General features: G+C 61.1%; 17 protein-coding genes and 1 pseudogene. 10 read left to right on the top strand and 8 right to left on the bottom strand.

The window, feature by feature from the left end; all coding sequences use genetic code 11:
* Positions 1-403 precede the first annotated feature (403 nt).
* The 5 genes and pseudogenes from RRX38_RS24950 to RRX38_RS05240 all read left to right on the top strand — a co-directional run.
* Positions 404-985 (top strand): annotated as a pseudogene (locus RRX38_RS24950) (methyl-accepting chemotaxis protein); the annotation flags it as partial.
* A gap of 205 nt (positions 986-1,190) precedes the next feature.
* Positions 1,191-2,546: an ammonium transporter gene (locus tag RRX38_RS05225; protein WP_315961815.1), complete on the top strand. Its 1,356-nt coding sequence runs from the start codon at positions 1,191-1,193 to the stop codon at positions 2,544-2,546.
* A 48-nt stretch (positions 2,547-2,594) separates the two neighbouring features.
* Positions 2,595-2,774 (top strand): hypothetical protein, encoded by a 180-nt coding sequence (locus tag RRX38_RS05230; RefSeq protein ID WP_295477997.1) that lies wholly within the window; start codon positions 2,595-2,597, stop codon positions 2,772-2,774.
* Between the two features lie 370 nt (positions 2,775-3,144).
* Positions 3,145-4,446 carry an ammonium transporter gene (locus RRX38_RS05235; protein WP_410524896.1) on the top strand — a complete coding sequence of 434 codons (1,302 nt, stop codon included), beginning with the start codon at positions 3,145-3,147 and terminating at the stop codon, positions 4,444-4,446.
* 11 nt (positions 4,447-4,457) lie between these two features.
* Positions 4,458-4,796: a P-II family nitrogen regulator gene (locus RRX38_RS05240; RefSeq protein ID WP_295477992.1), complete on the top strand. Its 339-nt coding sequence runs from the start codon at positions 4,458-4,460 to the stop codon at positions 4,794-4,796.
* 89 nt (positions 4,797-4,885) lie between these two features.
* On the opposite strand, the gene RRX38_RS05245 is transcribed toward RRX38_RS05240, so the two are convergent.
* From RRX38_RS05245 to glnT, 5 genes are all read right to left on the bottom strand, one after another.
* A complete protein-coding gene (locus RRX38_RS05245) occupies positions 4,886-5,221 on the bottom strand; it encodes a DMT family transporter (RefSeq protein ID WP_295477989.1) in 336 nt (111 codons plus the stop codon).
* Between the two features lie 63 nt (positions 5,222-5,284).
* Complete coding sequence (locus tag RRX38_RS05250; protein ID WP_295477987.1) at positions 5,285-6,607, bottom strand: FMN-binding glutamate synthase family protein; 1,323 nt, start codon at positions 6,605-6,607, stop codon at positions 5,285-5,287.
* A 14-nt stretch (positions 6,608-6,621) separates the two neighbouring features.
* Positions 6,622-7,305: a protein glxC gene (locus tag RRX38_RS05255; protein ID WP_295477984.1), complete on the bottom strand. Its 684-nt coding sequence runs from the start codon at positions 7,303-7,305 to the stop codon at positions 6,622-6,624.
* A gap of 13 nt (positions 7,306-7,318) precedes the next feature.
* Positions 7,319-8,224 (bottom strand): glutamine amidotransferase family protein, encoded by a 906-nt coding sequence (locus tag RRX38_RS05260; RefSeq protein ID WP_315961817.1) that lies wholly within the window; start codon positions 8,222-8,224, stop codon positions 7,319-7,321.
* Positions 8,225-8,365: 141 nt separating this feature from the next.
* Complete coding sequence (glnT, locus tag RRX38_RS05265) at positions 8,366-9,700, bottom strand: type III glutamate--ammonia ligase (protein ID WP_315961818.1); 1,335 nt, start codon at positions 9,698-9,700, stop codon at positions 8,366-8,368.
* 276 nt (positions 9,701-9,976) lie between these two features.
* Between glnT and RRX38_RS05270 the strand changes: the two genes are divergently transcribed.
* Positions 9,977-10,576: an XRE family transcriptional regulator gene (locus RRX38_RS05270; RefSeq protein WP_315961819.1), complete on the top strand. Its 600-nt coding sequence runs from the start codon at positions 9,977-9,979 to the stop codon at positions 10,574-10,576.
* A gap of 252 nt (positions 10,577-10,828) precedes the next feature.
* Here the strand turns inward: RRX38_RS05270 and RRX38_RS05275 are convergent, their stop codons facing one another.
* Both RRX38_RS05275 and RRX38_RS05280 read right to left on the bottom strand, forming a co-directional pair.
* Positions 10,829-11,107, bottom strand: a complete 279-nt coding sequence (locus RRX38_RS05275) for a hypothetical protein (protein ID WP_315961820.1) — start codon at positions 11,105-11,107, stop codon at positions 10,829-10,831.
* The gene (locus RRX38_RS05280) at positions 11,100-12,566 is read right to left on the bottom strand and encodes an S-type pyocin domain-containing protein (RefSeq protein ID WP_315961821.1); all 1,467 of its coding nucleotides are present in this window, start codon (positions 12,564-12,566) and stop codon (positions 11,100-11,102) included. Before RRX38_RS05280 ends, RRX38_RS05275 begins: the two co-directional genes overlap by 8 nt.
* A gap of 56 nt (positions 12,567-12,622) precedes the next feature.
* Between RRX38_RS05280 and RRX38_RS05285 the strand changes: the two genes are divergently transcribed.
* On the top strand, positions 12,623-13,606 hold the full coding sequence (locus tag RRX38_RS05285) for an IS5 family transposase (protein ID WP_315959397.1): 984 nt from the start codon (positions 12,623-12,625) through the stop codon (positions 13,604-13,606).
* Here the strand turns inward: RRX38_RS05285 and RRX38_RS05290 are convergent.
* Entirely contained in the window at positions 13,574-14,227 is a 654-nt protein-coding gene (locus RRX38_RS05290; RefSeq protein ID WP_315961822.1) for a hypothetical protein, read from the bottom strand. The genes RRX38_RS05285 and RRX38_RS05290 overlap by 33 nt on opposite strands.
* A 622-nt stretch (positions 14,228-14,849) precedes the next feature.
* On the opposite strand from RRX38_RS05290, the gene purU reads away from it, so the two are divergent.
* The 3 genes from purU to RRX38_RS05305 are packed head-to-tail and all read left to right on the top strand — an operon-like array spanning position 14,850 to position 17,841.
* Positions 14,850-15,716 (top strand): formyltetrahydrofolate deformylase, encoded by an 867-nt coding sequence (gene purU / locus RRX38_RS05295; protein ID WP_315961823.1) that lies wholly within the window; start codon positions 14,850-14,852, stop codon positions 15,714-15,716.
* Positions 15,713-16,609, top strand: coding sequence for a bifunctional methylenetetrahydrofolate dehydrogenase/methenyltetrahydrofolate cyclohydrolase FolD (folD, locus tag RRX38_RS05300; RefSeq protein ID WP_315961824.1), 897 nt, complete (start codon positions 15,713-15,715; stop codon positions 16,607-16,609). Before purU ends, folD begins: the two co-directional genes overlap by 4 nt.
* The gene (locus RRX38_RS05305; protein WP_315961825.1) at positions 16,600-17,841 is read left to right on the top strand and encodes an FAD-dependent oxidoreductase; all 1,242 of its coding nucleotides are present in this window, start codon (positions 16,600-16,602) and stop codon (positions 17,839-17,841) included. Before folD ends, RRX38_RS05305 begins: the two co-directional genes overlap by 10 nt.
* Positions 17,842-17,847 lie beyond the last annotated feature (6 nt).

Below are 17,847 nucleotides of genomic sequence, written 5' to 3' on the forward strand. Positions count from 1 at the left end.
GCCCATGTGGTTCAACAATGCGTCCCGCAGCCTGGCCGACGAACTCAGTCAATGGCTCGAACGTCTCTTTGCAAGCCAGCCGGATACGGCCAGTGCCCAGCCTCACCTGCAGCGCAATCCCCGCTTGAACGACAGCCTGCACAGGCTGCAACGCCAGTGGGATGAACTGCAGCGCATCCGTCGGCAGGCTGAAGAGCAACCACCCTCACCCTGCACCGCAGAAGAATACGCGGCGCTCAACCAACAGCTGGCCGCAGCCACGGCGCAGATCAGCGAACTGCTCGGCGAACGCGACGTCTGCGAGCAACGCCTGCACGCCCTGCAGGCCGAACGCGAACAGTGGAACGAAGAACGGCAGGTGTGGGACCTGACCAAACGCACGCTGACCGAGGGCTGCTGGGCCATGAACGTGGTGGACGGCGATCCTGACCACGAGCAGAACGTGATTCGCTGGTCCGAGCAGTTCCGTGAATTGATCGGCTACAGCGCCGAAGAATTCCCCGACGGTTGGGACAGCTACTTCAAGGCGGTGAATGCCGACGACCTGCAACAGGTCATGCAAGCCTTCAACGCCGCGATGGTCGCCAGCGCGGGCGATGGTTGCTACGCCGTCGAATACCGCATGCGCCACAAGACGCGCGGTGAACTGTGGTTCCGCGAACGCGGGCGCTGCCTGCGCGATGCCCAAGGCCAGCTGCGCTACGTCACCGGCGCGGTGCGTGAAATCAGCGACGAAAAAATCGCCGCCACTTCGCAGCTGCGCGAGCAGGCCAGCATCCAGGCCACTTACCAGCAGATCGCCCAGGTCGCCGGCGGCATCCGCAGCGTGGCCGAACAGACCAACCTGCTGGCACTCAACGCCGCCATCGAGGCGGCCCGCGCAGGCGAGCAGGGTCGCGGCTTCGCCGTGGTGGCCGACGAGGTACGCAACCTGGCGCGACGCACCCAGGAGTCGGTGCAGCAGATCCAGGGCATGTTGCAGAAGGAAGGCTCGGGCGGACCTGTTTGAGGCACCTGCCCACACGACGCACCGGCTCGGCGCACCCCACGCTTCACCGAGCCGCCAGGCCAGCCCGGTCGGGCTGCCGCGTGGCACACCCCAATAAGAAACTCAGTCAGCAACCGTCGACCTCTTGCCCCTACCTGCCGGTGTATCTCTATTCCAATCAATCGTTTCGAGGGATCCCGTGATGGAACAACAGAAGACACCGCCTACGCTCGAAGAGCTCAAGGCCATGATCGAGATGACCAATACCCTGAACATGGAAATGTTCTACTGGTGGTGCATCGCCTTGATGATCTGCATCCACGCAGGCTTTCTTTCCTACGAGATCGGCGCCTCGCGCCTGAAGAATGCCCTGGCGGCCGGGGTGAAGAACATCCTCGCGTTCGGCTTCATCGTACCCAGTGTGTTCCTGCTGGGCTGGGCGGTTTATAACGCCTTTCCCGATGGCCTGGTGCCGCGCATGGACGCGCTGATGGCGGGCATGCCCTGGAGCCAGTCCATGGGACCCAACGTGAAAGACAACGCCACCGGTATCTTCTGGGGTGCCTTTGCGCTGTTCGCCGCCACCACCGGCTCGATCCTTTCTGGCGCGATCATCGAGCGCGCACGCATGAGCGCGTTCATCATCATGACCATCGTGCTGGGTGGGTTCCTGTGGTTGCTGGCGGCGGCCTGGGGCTGGCATCCGCAAGGCTGGCTGACCGTCCAGTGGGGCTACCATGATGTCGGCGCCGCCGGCGTCGTGCACATGATCGCCGGCTTCTTCGCCCTGGGTGTGCTGATCAACCTCGGGGCGCGCATCGGCCGCTTCAACCCGGACGGCAGCGCCAACGCCATCGTCGGCCACAGCATGCCGATGAGCGTGGTCGGCCTGATGCTGATCATCGTCGGCTTCTTCGGTTTTCTCGGCGGCTGCATCATCTACCAGTCCGGCGCCCAGTGGATCAACATCTACGGGCAGCCGACCAACCTTTCGGCGTTTTCCTTCAACACCCTGATGGGCTTCGCCGGCGGCCTGATCGGCGCTTATCTCACCACCCGCGAACCCTACTGGATGATGTCCGGTGGGCTGGTGGGCATTATCTCTGTCGCACCTGGCCTGGACCTCTACCATCCCGGCCTGGCGTACCTGATCGGCATGGGCGTCGCCGCCCTGGCGCCGCTGGTCAACAACCTGCTGCTCAAGCTGCGGCTGGACGACGCCGTCGGCGCCTTTGCGGTGCATGGCTTCGGTGGTTTCGCCGGGCTGGTCATCAGCGGCCTGTTCCTGACCGGCTACCCGAACGTCAACGGCATGCCGGAAATCAGCTTCTTCGGCCAGCTCGGTGGCGCCCTGGTGATGGCAGCGCTGGGCTTCTTCCCCGGCTACGGCATCTCCTACGCCCTCGCCAAGGCCGGCATCCTGCGGGTGCCGGCGCATGCCGAGGAACGTGGCCTGGACCTTACCGAGGTGCCAGCGCAGGCCTACCCGGAGTGGGGTGGCCTGTACGGGCAAGGCAGCACTGCCGAGCGCACCTTGAACACCGCACCCAGTCAATGATCCCGTGCCGGCCGCCATACGGCCGGTACTCTGCACAGGAGTCTCATCATGAGCATCACCACCTACGACGGCGCCAGCGCCGTGTTCACCTTCGCCGACAAGCCCGCCATCCTGGTGTTCATCAGCTTCATGGTCGCGGCGGTCAGCCTCTATGCCTTGATTGCCACCATGATTCACGAGCAGCACAGTTATGCGCTGCCTGACGAACAACTCGACAAGCTGAAATGATCCTCGTCAGCCGGTGGCCAACGCCACCGGCTGACCTGCGCATACGCCCCGCAAGTGCCCCCACGCGTGACCGTACGCAGCTTCGAGCACCAGCACGATGCAAAGGTCTGCTCCCCCGTGCCGTGCCCCTCTCCCGTCCCCCTGTAACAAATTGTTTACCGCTCAGTGAGTTAGCCGAAGCCCTGCCCGGCAGGGCATTTCTGGCAGACCTATTGCTTTACTGAAAAGGAAATTAATTACCCCTCAGGAATAAATATCAGTGCACTGGCCTGATCTTTAGAGGGGAATTCCGTCCGGCCCGCATGCCGACAGCGGCCGGATCTTTTCTCGGTCGGCTTGGAGGCAACAGCTAATGGTTCGGTTTGCATCGATGTGCCGCAGCATCTGGGTTCTACCCCTGGTATCGAGTAGCAGCGTCGCCCTCGCCGATGAAGCGGCGCCCGCCATCAACAGTGGCGACACGGCGTTCGTGGCGCTCTGCTCGCTGGTCGTGCTGCTGATGACCCTGCCGGGTCTGGCGCTGTTCTACGGCGGCATGGCACGCACCAAGAATGTTCTGTCGATCCTCATGCAGGTGTTCTGCACTGCCTCACTGATGTCGGTCCTGTTCGCGATCTACGGCTACTCCCTGACCTTTACCAGCGGCGGCTCGCTGCAAGCGGTGATCGGCGGCCTGGACAAGCTGTTCATGCTCGGCATCACCAAGGACTCGGTAGTGGGTACGATCCCGGAATACCTGTACTTCCTGTTCATGCTGCTGTTCGCCGCCATCACCCCGGCGATCATCGTCGGCGGCTTTGCCGAACGCATGAAATTCTCCGCCGTGATGGTGTTCATGGCCGTGTGGCTGACCATCAATTACATCCCCATGGCGCACATGGCCTGGGGCGGTGGCTGGGTGTTCAACCTCGGCGTGCAGGACTTCGCCGGCGGTAACGTGGTGCACCTGAACGTCGGCATCGCCGCGCTGGTCGGCGCCGGGTTGCTGGGCCGCCGCCGTGGCTTCGGCACGGCGGCACTGGCGCCGCACAACATGACCATGACCCTCACCGGCGGTTCGCTGCTGTGGGTCGGCTGGCTGGGCTTCTGTGGCGGCTGCGCACTGGCGGCCAACGGCTACGCCATGCTGGTGATGGTCAATACCATGCTCGCCAGCTGCGCCGGCGCCATGGGCTGGATGCTGGTGGAATGGAAACACCGTGGCCGCCCGAGCCTGTTCGGTGCGCTGTCCGGCGCCATCGCCGGGCTGGTGGCGATCACTCCGGCGTGCGGCTTCGTCGGCCCCATGGGCGCCATCCTGCTGGGTTTCATCGCCGGCCCGGTGTGCGTCTGGTCGGTGGAAAAACTCAAGCCCATGATCGGCCTGGACGATGCCTTCGACGTGTTCGGCGTGCATGGTGTTGCCGGCATCCTCGGCGGCCTGCTGACCCCGGTGTTCGCCCTCACCGCCATCGGTGGCCAGGGCTTTGCCGAAGGCCGCGACCTGTTCAGCCAGTTGCTGGTCAACGGCGGCGCGATCCTGTTCAGCGTGCTGTTCTCGGCCATCACCAGCCTGATCGCCTATCAGGTCGCCAGCGTGCTCTGCGGCGGCTTGCGCGTGAACGAAGAAACCGAGGTCGACGGCCTTGACCTCTCCACCCATGGTGAAGTCGGTTACAAATACTCGAGCTGAGGGCAACGCCGATGAAGTTGATCACCGCGATTATCAAGCCATTTCTGCTCGACGCCGTACGTGAGGCACTCACCGAGGTGGGCGTCAATGGCGTCACCGCCACCGAAGTCAAAGGCTTCGGACGCCAGGCAGGCCACACGGAAATCTATCGGGGCGCCGAATACGAGGTGCAGCTGTTGCCGAAGATCAAGCTCGAAGTGGTAGTAAGCGATGCCCTCTGCCAGCCGGCCGTGGAGGCCATTCTGAAAGCGGGCCACACCGGCAAGATCGGCGATGGCAAGGTGTTCGTGCAGAACGTCGAAAGCATCGTGCGGATCAGAACCGGCGAACTGGACGACAACGCCGTCTGATCAAAGCAGCCGGCCCCTCCGGGCCGGCTGACCTCCCTGCTCCCCTGCACGACGACCAAATCCCACCGCCCCAGATAACGCTCAACCGGTCAATTCACCGGGCTGAACATCTTCAAACCGGCAACCCCGCAGATAATCAGCATCAGGCACACGATCCGCGCCACGCTGGCCGGCTCGTCCAGGTAGAAGATCCCGTAGATGGCCGTACCGACCGCACCGATGCCCACCCATACGGCATAGGCCGTGCCCATCGGCAACTGGCGTGCGGCAAGCGCCAGCAGGTACATGCTCAAGGCGATGAAGGTGATGCAGTACAGGCTGGGCCAGAACCGGCTGAAGCCTTGCGTACGGGGAATGGCAGAGGCGTACATCACTTCGCAGATGCCGGCGGCGAGCAAGGCCATCCAGGCCCAGGTTGCAGTCATTTGAACTCCTTCAGATGCACGAAAGCCGGCCTCTCCTGGGGAAAGGCCGGCCACTGGGTTGAATCAGTAACCCTGGCCAGGCACCCAGTTCGTACCCGCCAGCGGCACCCGTGCCATGGCCGCCGACTCCACGGTCAGCGCCACCAGGTCCTCGGGGTCGAGGTTGTGCAGGTGGCTCTTGCCGCAGGCGCGAGCCATGGTCTGGGCTTCGAGCACAAGGACACGCAAATAGTTTGCCAACCGGCGTCCACCTTCCACCGGGTCCAGGCGCTTGGCCAGTTCCGGATCCTGGGTGGTGATGCCGGCCGGGTCGCGGCCGTTCTGCCAGTCGTCGTAGAAACCGGCCGCCGAGCCGATCTTCTTCAACTCTTCATCCAGGCGTGGATGGTTGTCGCCCAGCGCCACCAGTGCTGCCGTGCCGATGGCCACCGCGTCGGCGCCCAGGGCCATGGCCTTGGCCACGTCGGCGCCGTTGCGAATGCCGCCAGAGACGATCAGTTGCACCTTGCGGTGCATGCCCATTTCCTGCAGCGCCTGCACTGCCTGCGGAATGGCCGGCAGGATGGGAATGCCGACGTGCTCGATGAACACTTCCTGGGTCGCTGCAGTGCCGCCCTGCATGCCGTCGAGCACGATCACGTCGGCACCGGCCTTCACCGCCAGCTTCACATCGTAGTAAGGCCGGCTGGCGCCGATCTTCACGTAGATGGGTTTTTCCCAATCGGTGATTTCGCGCAGTTCGGCGATCTTGATCGCCAGGTCGTCCGGGCCGGTCCAGTCCGGATGACGGCACGCCGAACGCTGGTCGACGCCGATCGGCAGGGTGCGCATGCCGGCCACCCGCTCGGTGACCTTCATGCCCAGCAGCATGCCGCCGCCACCGGGCTTGGCGCCCTGCCCCAGGACGATCTCGATGGCATCGGCCTTGCGCAGGTCGTCGGGGTTCATGCCGTAGCGCGATGGCAGGTACTGGTACACCAGATGCTGCGACTGGCCGCGTTCTTCCGGGGTCATGCCGCCGTCGCCGGTGGTGGTGCTGGTGCCGGCGATACTCGCGCCACGACCCAGGGCCTCCTTGGCGTTGGCCGACAGCGCGCCGAAGCTCATGCCGGCGATGGTCACCGGAATCTTCAGGTGCAGCGGCTTCTTGGCGAAGCGGTTGCCGAGGATCACGTCGGTGCCGCACTTCTCGCGGTAGCCCTCCAGCGGGTAGCGCGACACGCTGGCGCCGAGCAGCAGCAGGTCATCGAAGTGCGGCAGCTTGCGCTTGGTGCCGCCGCCACGGATGTCGTAGATGCCGGTTTCGGCGGCGCGCTGGATTTCCTGGATGGTCAGGCGGTCGAAGGTGGCCGATTCGCGCAGCACGGGGGTGGGTTTGTCAGTCATGGTAAGGCTCCTGATCAGTACGCGCTGGCGTTGTCGACTTTGAAGTTGTACAGCTGGCGGGCCGAGCCATAGCGCTTGAAGTCGCTGGCCTTCTCGTTGAAGCCGGCCTTGTTCAGCAGCGCCTGCAGCTCTTCGAGGTGCTCCGGGCGCATCTCTTTCTCGATGCAGTCCGAGCCCAGCGACTCGACCTTGCCCTTGACGAAAATCTTCGTCTCGTACAGCGAGTCGCCCAACGCATCACCGGCATCGCCACACACCACCAGGCGCCCGGCCTGGCCCATGAAGCAGCTCATGTGGCCGATGCTGCCGCCGACCACGATGTCCACGCCTTTCATGGAGATGCCGCAACGCGCACCGGCGTCGCCCTCGATGACCAGCAGCCCGCCATGGGCGGTGGCGCCGGCCGCCTGGGAGGCGCTGCCTTTGACCCGCACGTAACCGCTCATCATGTTTTCGGCACAGCCCACGCCAACGTTGCCATGCACGGTGACCGAGGCCTTCTGGTTCATGCCCGCGCAGTAGTAGCCGGCATGCCCCTGGATATCGATGGAAATCGCTTCGTTGACGCCCACGGCCAGGTTATGCGCGCCGTTGGGATGGGTGACCAGCCATTCGCGCTGCTCGACGACGCCCGCCTGGTCGTGCAGAGCCTGGTTCAACTCGCGCACGCTGGACACGCTCAGATCGATGGTTTTCATACAGGTGTGCTCCTCAGGCCGACTGGCGTTCCCAGATGTACATGGTGGCGGGAACCGGTTCCCAGACCTTGGCGTTTTCGATGCCCGGCAGGCTGGACAGCGCCTGGTATTCCGAGGCCATGGCGACGTAGTCGTCGGTTTCGGCGAGGATCGCCGGCTTGCAGGCGATCGGGTCGCGGATCACCGCGAAGCCGTTGCGGGTGCCGATGGCGAAGGTGAAGAAGCCGTCGAGGTCTTCCAGCGACTTGTCCAGCGCCTGCTTGAGGCTGTCGCCCTGCTGCAGGCGCCAGGTCAGGTAGCCGGCAGCCACTTCGGTGTCGTTCTCGGTCTCGAAGGCGATGCCTTCGCGGCGCAGGTTCTGGCGCAGGCGCGAGTGGTTGGACAGCGAGCCGTTGTGCACCAGGCACAGGTCGGCGCCCGTGGAAAACGGGTGGCTGCCCTCCATGGTCACCGCGCTTTCGGTGGCCATGCGGGTGTGGCCGATGATGTGGCTGCCCTTCATGCCGGCCAGGCCGAAACGCTGGGAGATTTCCCTGGGCAGACCCATGCCCTTGAGAATCTCGATGCTCTGCCCGGCACTCATGATGCGCACGCTCGGCGCCAGCTCGGCCAGGGCGGCACGCACCTGGGCTTCAGGGGCCTTGATCTTCAGCACGATGGCACTGGCGTTCTGGAACCAGTCCAGTTCGGCGCCGAGCCGCTCCTGCACGGCACTCACCAGGGCGGTGAAGTCATAGCCCTCGGTGGTGGCCTGCAGGGTCAGCTTGACCCAGCCGTCAGCCACTTCATCGCCATAGATGGCAAAGCCGGCGCTGTCCGGGCCACGGTCGGTCATGGCTTCGAGCATCGGCTCGAACAGCTCACCGAGCCGCGACTCCAGCGCCGGGTTCTTCAGGTACAGACCCACGATTCCACACATACGGCAGTCCTCACTTTGTTCGGCAGTTATCAGCTGCAAGCTTCAAGCTGCAAGCTGAACGGGGTTGATAAAGCGATCCTTGCAACGCCACGAAACCGCGTTTGCCTGCGGCTTGTGGCTTGCAACTTGTCGCTGTACAGCTCAAAAGAATTCGGTGTAGCGCTGAATCTCCCAGTCGCTGACGTGGCGGCTGTACTCCACCCACTCCATGCGCTTGAGCTTGATGAACTCGCCGACGATCTGCGGGCCCAGCACTTCGGCGAACAAGGGGTCGGCTTCCAGCGCGTCGCAGGCTTCCTTGAGCGACTGCGGCAGGGTCTTGATGCCCCGCGCGGCGATGTCCTCCAGGCTCAGCTTGTAGAGGTTCTCGTTGCACACGGTGGGGACTTCCAATTGGCGGTCGATGCCATCCAGGCCGGCGGCGATGATCGCGGCGGTGACCAGGTAGGGATTGCAACCGGCATCCGGCAGGCGGAACTCCAGGCGCCCGTACGGGACCCGGACCATCGCCGAGCGGTTGTTGGCGCCGAAAGCGATGAATGCCGGTGCCCAGGTGGCGCCGGACAGCGAGTTGCCCACCACCAGACGCTTGTAGGAGTTGACCGTGGGCGCGGCGAAAGCGCATAGCGCCGGGCCGTGGGCCAGCAGGCCGGCGGCGAAGTGATAGGCCAGCTTCGAGAGGCCCATGCCGCTCGGGTCGCTGGCGTCATGGAACAGGTTCTTGTTGCTGGCGCTGGCCAGCGACAGGTGAAAGTGCATGCCGTTGCCGGCGCGCTTGGGATCGGGCTTGGGCATGAACGAGCAGATCATGCCCATGTCGTTGGCGATCTCGCCGGCGGCCATGCGGAAGAAGGTGAAGCGGTCGGCCGACTCCATGGCATCGCTGTAGGTGTAGTTGATCTCGAACTGGCCGTTGGCATCCTCGTGGTCGATCTGGTAGATGTCGAAGCCCACCAGCTGCAGCGCCTCGGTGAGGCGTTCGAGGAATTCCCGCGAACGCGACAGGCCCTTGTAGTCGTAGCAGGGCTTGTCCAGGCTGTCGCTGGCGTCCACCAGTTGCAGGTGTCCGGCGCCGTCGCGCTTGAACAGGCTGAACTCCGGCTCCAGCCCGGTATTCAGGGTCCAGCCACGCTGCGCCAGGCGCTCGACCTGTTGCTGCAGCACATAGCGGCTGTCGTAGGGCCAGGGCTGGCCATCGACGTGGCCGATGCACACCACGCGGCCATAGCCGGGCTGCCAGGGCACCGGGATCAACGAGGCCAGGTCGCCGCGAGCCATGAAGTCCGGGCCATGGGGCTCCATGCCCATGCCGCAGATGGCGAATCCGGCGAAACCGGCGCCCTCTTCGGCGACCATCTCCAGCCCGCTGACCGGCACCGACTTGGTCTTGGACGAACCGTGGATGTCCACGAATTGAGCCAGTACGTACTTGATGCCGTGTTCCTGGATCAGGCGCTGTGTTTCGGTTGGCAACATGGGACAGGACTCCTGGGACGAAAGCGAGGTGGATTACGCTTCACTGTCCGGCCTTGTTATTCCGAACAGGAAACTTACTTTCCCTTCAGGAATGCAACGTCCTTGCCAGTTTTGTCACTGCTCCAGCAATTTCAGCGCAACGGGCTTTTTGCGCTGTATATATGGGAAACTCGTTTTCGCACCGCAAATATTTCGCCGGTAAAATCGCTGGCCCGACAAAAAACGCACATTCACAGTGCGAAATAAAAATTACTGAACAGAAACCGTGCAGGATTTATGAATCACGAAGAACCGCCCAAGCTCAAGCTGGAGCAGTACATCGGCATCCAGATCAAGCGCCAGCGCCAGGCCCAGGAACTCAAACTGGCCGATGTGGCGCGCATCGCCGGGATCAGCCAGGGCATGCTCAGCAAGATCGAGAACGCCCAGGTGTCCACCAGCCTGGACAACCTCAGCCGCCTCTGCGACGTGCTGGGCATGCCGATGTCCAAACTGTTCAGCCAGTACGACCAGCAAGGCAGCAGTGCGCTGCTGGTCAAGGCCGGCGACGGCATGGAAGTGGTGCGTCGGGGTACGGAGAAGGGCCATACCTATCACCTGCTCAATCATACCCGGGGGCCGAAGAAGCACTTCGAGGCCTACATGGTGAGCATGGATGACGCCAGCGAGGAGTTTCCGACCTTTTCCCACCCAGGTACGGAGTTTCTGCATTTGCTTGAAGGTGAGCTGATCTACCGGCATGGCAATCAGCTGTACCACATGGAGGCTGGGGACAGCCTGACCTTCGACGGCGAGGTGCCGCATGGGCCGGAGCAACTGGTGCAGGTGCCGATCCGGTTGTTGTCGATCATGAACTATGGGGCTCAGGGCGAGTAAGCCCAATTCTTCTGTAGGAGGGAGCTTGCTCGCGATCGGCTGCGTAGCAGCCGTTATTTCTTTGAGCTTGCCCAGTATTCCCTTTCGGGTAGCAACGCTTTCAGAGCAATGGAAAATCCTTTTTCGCAGTGCCTGATCGCAATGGCCGACCCTTCAATTGCAAAAAGATGGAAAGGCCGGCCTGTTTCAAGGTACGCATGGCAACATTTGCATGCCATGCATACCTGAGTGCCAGACACTTTTACAGGTCTGTCATGGCTGCTCGAAGGTGTATTTTTTCTCCTTGATGAACTCAGGCTCTTTCCACTCAGGCCCTTTCCTGAACCCTCCTTCGTTATATTCGATACTTCCCTCTGCAATCATTGAGTCAAAAAGCTTGAGCAACTCAAGATTATTTGAAATATTTACCCAATCATGACGACAATACAACCTATCCAACATAGGATATGCTATAGAGCGGCCACCTCTAACAATAAACAATATTACATCCCTAGGACTTTCACCCCTGACCACATCACTTATATCACTCATACCTACCCTCCCGCATCTGTTTGAAATCGGCAGCTATCGCTTCAGGTGTATAAAGCAATTCCACTACATCCTTGAGCTTATAGTCCTCAAGTGTAGCGGCATGCGCATCATTCCATACACTTCCTATAACACCATCAGGAACCCCAAGTATTCGGTAACGCTCCAACTCCCTCAGTTCGTGAGTATAAAAGCGTTTATCCGTATCGGTAATCTCCAGTTCACCACGAACTATCTGCTTCAGCCGCTCAACCATTATTATGTTCGCATCCGATGGGCTGAATCTCCCAGTATGCAGCTCAACAAGCTCGATACCCTCCTGCGTCACCGACGCCGTAGTCCAGTCCAGATCCTGGGTCGGTCCTCCAGCATTTTCCGGATTGTACATTCGCCCGCTGTGCTCACCTCGGGTCGTCGCCCCCTCATAGGGAGAGTTGAACATCACATAGACTGGCGGCATGCCCGCTTGCGCCGGGAACCAGACGATCAGGTCATCGAGATCAGTCAGTACGCCAGGGTAAGCCTGGGCATCAACCGCAATCGGCTCCAGCTCGACTCCGGTATGGATCGGAGGTTGCTGAGCAATGGCAGGAGTCGTGCTGGATGGATTTTCGCCCAGCGGTACGTCTGCCGGTGTCCAGGTCAATGTAATCGCTGGCGGCCCGCCGATCATGCTGGGCAGTACGACCTCGTACAGACCCGTTTGTGGATTGAGCGTTGCAGCCCGAACCTTGACGCTCTTGGGTACAACCCTGCCATCGGTACTGATCACCGAAATGACTGAACGATTTTCCCTGACCTCGCTGACCAAGCGCATCGGCATGTCGACAGTGCTCTGAGCCGAGGCGATATCTCGAAGGTCCGCCTCAGGATCAAGCCCCAATTGCCCGGCATTAATGCCCAGCCCATAGCGGATCCTGTCTGGCGTGCGGTCATGCGAGTCGTCTGCCGTTGGGCTGGAGTACAGCGCCAGTGACAGAAAGGCAGCGACATAAACACCCGGCCCCGTGAGTAACTGTCGTGCAAGAGCTGCCAAGGCCTTCTCGATTGCCTGGGCCAATAAAGCAGTATCCTGCCCCAACTGGCCAATTCCCTGCCCGCTGATAGTAAGGGTACTGGCGTTGGCAGCCATGACCAATGTGCTGCCTGATGCGAACAGGGCTTGCCGAGCGGCCTGCTGTTGGGCCAAACGCTGGAGTTCTGCCTGTGCGGCGACACGGGCTTGCTCATCGGCAATCCGCCGGGCTTCAGCCTCGACACGAGCTCGCTCGGCAGCTTCAGCGGCCAACCGGGCATTCTCTTGAGCTTGAGCCGCCACAATGGCGCTAGCCAATACCACCGACTTTTCTTTCAGGTAGCGTATCTTTGCTTCGAGAATCTTCGCTCTGTAGGCCCCTACGACGGATGCTTCCCACTCTCTGAAAACCTCAAGGGATTCTCCGATCAAGTCAGCACAGGCCATCTGACCTGTGCTGAAATAGCCCTCCGTCCAACTGCTTTCTACAAGCCCGCCATCCCATGAGCCAGATGAGCTTTTCCGATTTCGAGTATGCCGGTAAGCGCAAGCAAACCCGTCGCGAGCGTTTCCTGGCCGAGATGGAACAGGTGGTTCCGTGGAGCGGGTTGGTAGCGTTGATCGAGCCTCACTACCCAAAGGCTGGCGGTGGCCGCAAGCCGTATCCACTGGAAACCATGCTGCGCATTCACCTGCTGCAGAATTGGTTCTCATTGAGTGATCCAGCCATGGAAGAGGCGCTGTACGAGATTACTTCGATGCGCCAGTTTGCTCGTCTGACGCTCAGCGCTCCGATTCCCGAAGACACAACGATCATGAATTTCCGGCACCTGCTGGAGAAGCATCAGTTGGCGGCGGGCATCCTGGAAACCATCAACAATTACCTGCGAGACAAGGGCTTGTCGTTGCGCCACGGCACCATTGTCGACGCCACAATCATCCACGCACCCAGTTCGACCAAGAACAAGGAAGGTAAACGCGATCCCGAGATGCATCAGACGAAGAAAGGTAACCAATATTTCTTTGGCATGAAGGCGCATATCGGTGCGGATGCCGAGTCGGGTCTGGTGCACCACGTCCACGGCACAGCGGCGAATGTGGCTGATGTAACGGAGGTCGCTCACCTGTTGCATGGCGATGAAAATTTTATCTGTGCCGACGCGGGTTATACCGGCGTGGAGAAGCGGCCGGAGCATGAAGGAAGGCCGGTGATCTGGCAGATTGCGGCTCGTCGTAGCACCTACAAGCACTTGAGCAAACGCAGCGTGCTCTACAAAGCCAGACGCAAGATCGAGAAGGTCAAAGCGCAGGCGCGAGCGAAGGTCGAACATCCATTCCGTGTGATCAAGCGCCAATTCGGCTATGTGAAAACCCGCTTCCGTGGCTTGGCCAAGAACACGGCGCAACTGACCACGCTGTTTGCCCTGTCGAATCTGTGGATGGTGCGCCGGCAATTATTGCCTGCTGCGGGAGAGGTGCACCCGTAAGGACAGAAAACCAAGGCTATGCCTTGGTTTTCCAATAATTAACGGCTGAAAATCGGGTTTTTCGGCATCCCTAAGCCGTCCATTTCCGGCTGATGGGCAACTTGTTCGGAGTTTCCCAAGGGGTGCTTTATGCCTTGCGCCATGAAAAATATTGGCGAAATGAACAGCACTTTTTACCGTTTCAACAGCCAGCGCATGCCGACCAAAAAAGGAATGTGCAGCGACGTTACTAGCAGACCATTCGGCTTCATTTTGGACAATCAGATCGTCGACAATACTTTTTTCAGCGACTGCCCGTTGCAGGCCGGAGTAACCGTAAGGTTCCAGGCCGCTCATGATTTCCGCATCGACATCGGCGGTCAATCGCGAAAGATATTCCATGAAAGACTGTTCAATACTACGTTGAGCACTGGCAACCGTCACCACTACCGACACGGCGTAATGCTCGTTTCTGACTCCTTTTTTATTAAAAAATTCGTCAATCTCACCAGCCGCAGCAACTTGTCCGTTCCAAGGCAAAGGCCTGGCAACCACGCCTCCCCCTATATTTCCTGAAGGAGACAGTAACGGGGGTTCAGGGGTAACAATTATAGGGGGTAGGGTTATACCGTTTTGAGACATGCTTCCTCCTTGATATCAAACGATCCGAAAATCGTAATTCAAGTTAGCAAGCTCTCTGACAGCCATGTGCGTTAACTATCTATCGTGCCCAGTAGAGAAAAACGTGATAGACCCTGCCAATGACCGACAACTTCTGGCTCTCAGCCTAGAGAAAGCACATGCCTTGCCCATGCGAGCAGACAATTGACACAGACCGGCCTGGTGATTGATGAAAACGACATGGCCATTGTTAGCCACGCGATTGCTGCTGGCTGCGTTCCTGCAACCAAAACGGCGGTGAATTCAGCCACCTGCCCGGCCTGCTCCATGGCGACCGAATGCACTGACTCCTTCCTGACGCCATGGCTGCCTCTGGAGGCAGCCTTCGGGCCGGCGCCCTGTAGCACCGACGCGCGGCGACGCCATCATCCAAGGCAAGCCTGTGCTGGAAGCCTGCAGCAAAAAAATTCCCCATAAGAAAAAAACTTTCCAGATTTGTCTGGACTGTGCCAACGCTTTCGCCTATAAAACCGAACCTAGGAATATTTAATTCTTAACAGGAATTTTTATCCACCTGTAAACGCTTCTTTCATCCTTGAATTTCGCTTTGCGCCGAGCTGCCGGCCCATTCCGAGGACATGCCATGCAACATGACAAGAACCATTTCATCTTGAAGATCAGCTGCCCGGCGACGTCCGGGATTGTCGCGGCGGTGACGTCGTACCTGGCCGGCAACGGTTGCTACATCGGTGAGATGGCCCAGTTCGATGACGAATTCAGCGGTCGATTCTTCATGCGTGCCGTGTTCCGGTTCAACGATGGCCATGCCGGGGATATCGAGCAGCTCAAGGCCGGGTTCTGCGATGTTGCCACCTCCTTCGATATGGACTGGGAACTGCACGACACCCGTCAGCCGATGCGCGTGCTGCTGATGGTCAGCAAGTTCGACCACTGCCTCACCGATCTGCTGTACCGCTACCACAAGGGCGAGATGGACATGACCATCACCGCCATCGTCTCCAACCACCTCGACCTTCGGCCGATGGCCGAGCGTGAGGGCATCCGCTTCATCTACCTGCCGGTCAACCGTGACAACAAGACTGCCCAGGAGGCTGCGCTGATGCAGGTAGTCGACGAGACTGGTACCGAGCTGGTGGTCCTTGCCCGCTACATGCAGATCCTCTCTGATGACCTGTGCAAGCAACTTTCGGGCCGCGCCATCAATATCCATCACTCGTTCCTGCCCGGCTTCAAGGGTGCCAAGCCGTATCACCAGGCTTACGAGCGCGGGGTGAAGCTGATCGGCGCCACGGCGCATTACGTCACCAGCGACCTGGACGAAGGCCCGATCATCGAGCAGGAAGTGCAGCGTGTGGACCACGCCTACCTGCCCGATGACCTGGTGGCGATCGGTCGCGATACCGAAACCGTGGCCTTGTCCAAGGCGGTGCGCTACCACCTGGAGCACCGGGTGTTCCTCAACACTGACAGAACGGTGATCTTCCGGTGAGCACCTCAAAACTGATCGACGGCAAGGCCGCCGCCGCCCGTGTGTTGCAGCAGGTCAAACAGGACGTGCTGGACCTCAAGGCCGAGGGTATCCAGCCGGCGCTGGCGGTAATTCTGGTCGGTGAAGACCCGGCCAGTCAGGTGTATGTGCGCAACAAGATTTTGCGCGCCGAGGAATGCGGCATTCGCTCCATCGAGTACCGCCTGGGCGCCGATTGCCCGCAAGCGCGGCTGCTGGAGCTGATTGCCGAACTCAACGACGACGCCTCGGTGAATGGCATCCTGCTGCAACTGCCGCTGCCCAGACATATCGAGGAAACCCGCGCCCTGCAGGCCATCGCACCGGGCAAGGATGTCGATGGTTTCCACAGCGAGAACGTCGGCGGCCTGAGCCAGGGCCGCGAGGTGCTGACCCCCTGCACGCCCACCGGTTGTATCTACCTGCTGGAGCAGACGCTGGGTGACTTGAGCGGCAAGCATGCGGTGGTGGTGGGTCGCTCGAACATCGTCGGCAAGCCGATGGCGGCGCTGCTGCTCAAGGCCCACTGCTCGGTCACCGTGGTGCATTCGCGTAGCCGCGATGCCCAGGCGCTGTGCCGTCTGGCCGACATCGTGGTCGCCGCCGTGGGGCGGCCGCGCATGATCGACGCCAGCTGGCTCAAGCCCGGCGCGGTGGTCATCGACGTCGGCATCAACCGCATCCAGGACGGCGAACGCAGCCGCCTGGTGGGCGATGTCGACTTTGACAGCGCCCTGCCCCAGGTCTCGGCCATCACTCCGGTGCCCGGTGGCGTCGGGCCGATGACCATTGCCTTTCTGATGAAGAACACTCTGATCGCTGCGCAGCAGCAAGCCCTCGCCAACCGCCAGCCGAAGGAGGCCGTATGCCTTTAGGTTTATTGAAATACGGGCTCAGCTCGGAGTACCCGGTGGAGGTCGACTTGCCGGCCCCCAAGGAACTCAAACCCGCCTATGACGTGGTGATCATCGGCGGTGGCGGCCACGGCCTGGCCACCGCCTACTACCTGTCGCGCTACCACGGCATCAACAATATTGCGGTGCTGGAAAAAGGCTATCTGGGCGGCGGCAATACCGCGCGCAATACGGCGGTGATCCGCTCCAACTACCTGACCAGCGAAGGGGTGCGCTTCTACGCCGAGTCGGTGCGGATGTTCGAGGGGCTGTCCAACGAGTTCGACTTCAACATCATGTATTCGCACCGCGGCCAGCTGACCCTGGCGCACACCGACGCCACGGTGCGCGCCTTTCGCCAGCGCGCCGAGGTGAACAAGCACTTCGGCGGACGTACCGAGATGATCGACCGCCAGCAGATCCGCGAGCTGGTGCCGATGCTGAACCTCGACCCTGGTCACCTGCCGGTGATCGCCGGCTTATGGCACATAGACGGTGCCACCGCGCGCCACGACGCCGTGGCCTGGGGCTACGCCAAGCAGGCGGCCAAGCGCGGCGTGGAAATCCACCAGTTGACCGAGGTGCAGGAGCTGGTGATCGACAACGGTGCCATCACGGCGGTGAAGACCAATCGTGGCACGGTGCGCTGCGGTTGCGCGGTGCAGGCGGTGGCGGGCATGAGTTCGCAACTCATGAAGAAGGCCGGCATCCGCTCGCCGATCCAGACCTTCCCGCTGCAGGCGATGGTTACCCAGCCGTTCAAGCCGTTCCTCGACCCGCTGGTGAGTTCCTCGGCACTGCACTGCTACGTGCAGCAGACCAGCCGTGGCGAGGTGGTGTTCGGTGGCGGTTCGGACCCCTACCCGCTGTTCAACACGCGCTCCACGCTGGACCTGAAAGAGAGCCTGCTGGCCCACGCCATCGAGATGTTCCCTTTCCTGGCCAACGCCAAGCTGATGCGCCAGTGGGCAGGGATCACCGACATGACCCCGGACTACAGCCCGATCATGGGCCTGTCGCCGGTGAAGAACTATTACCTGGACGCCGGCTGGGGCACCTGGGGCTTCAAGGCCACGCCGATCTGCGGCAAGACCATGGCCGAGCTGGTGGCCAGCGGCGGTCGGGTTCCGGAGCTGATCCGGCCATTCGGCCTGGAACGCTTCTCGACCTTCCAGCAAGTCAACGAAATGGGCGCCACGGCGGCCAGCCACTGACAGGGG

Source organism: Pseudomonas sp. DTU_2021_1001937_2_SI_NGA_ILE_001 (assembly GCF_032463525.1).
Lineage (GTDB): Bacteria > Pseudomonadota > Gammaproteobacteria > Pseudomonadales > Pseudomonadaceae > Aquipseudomonas.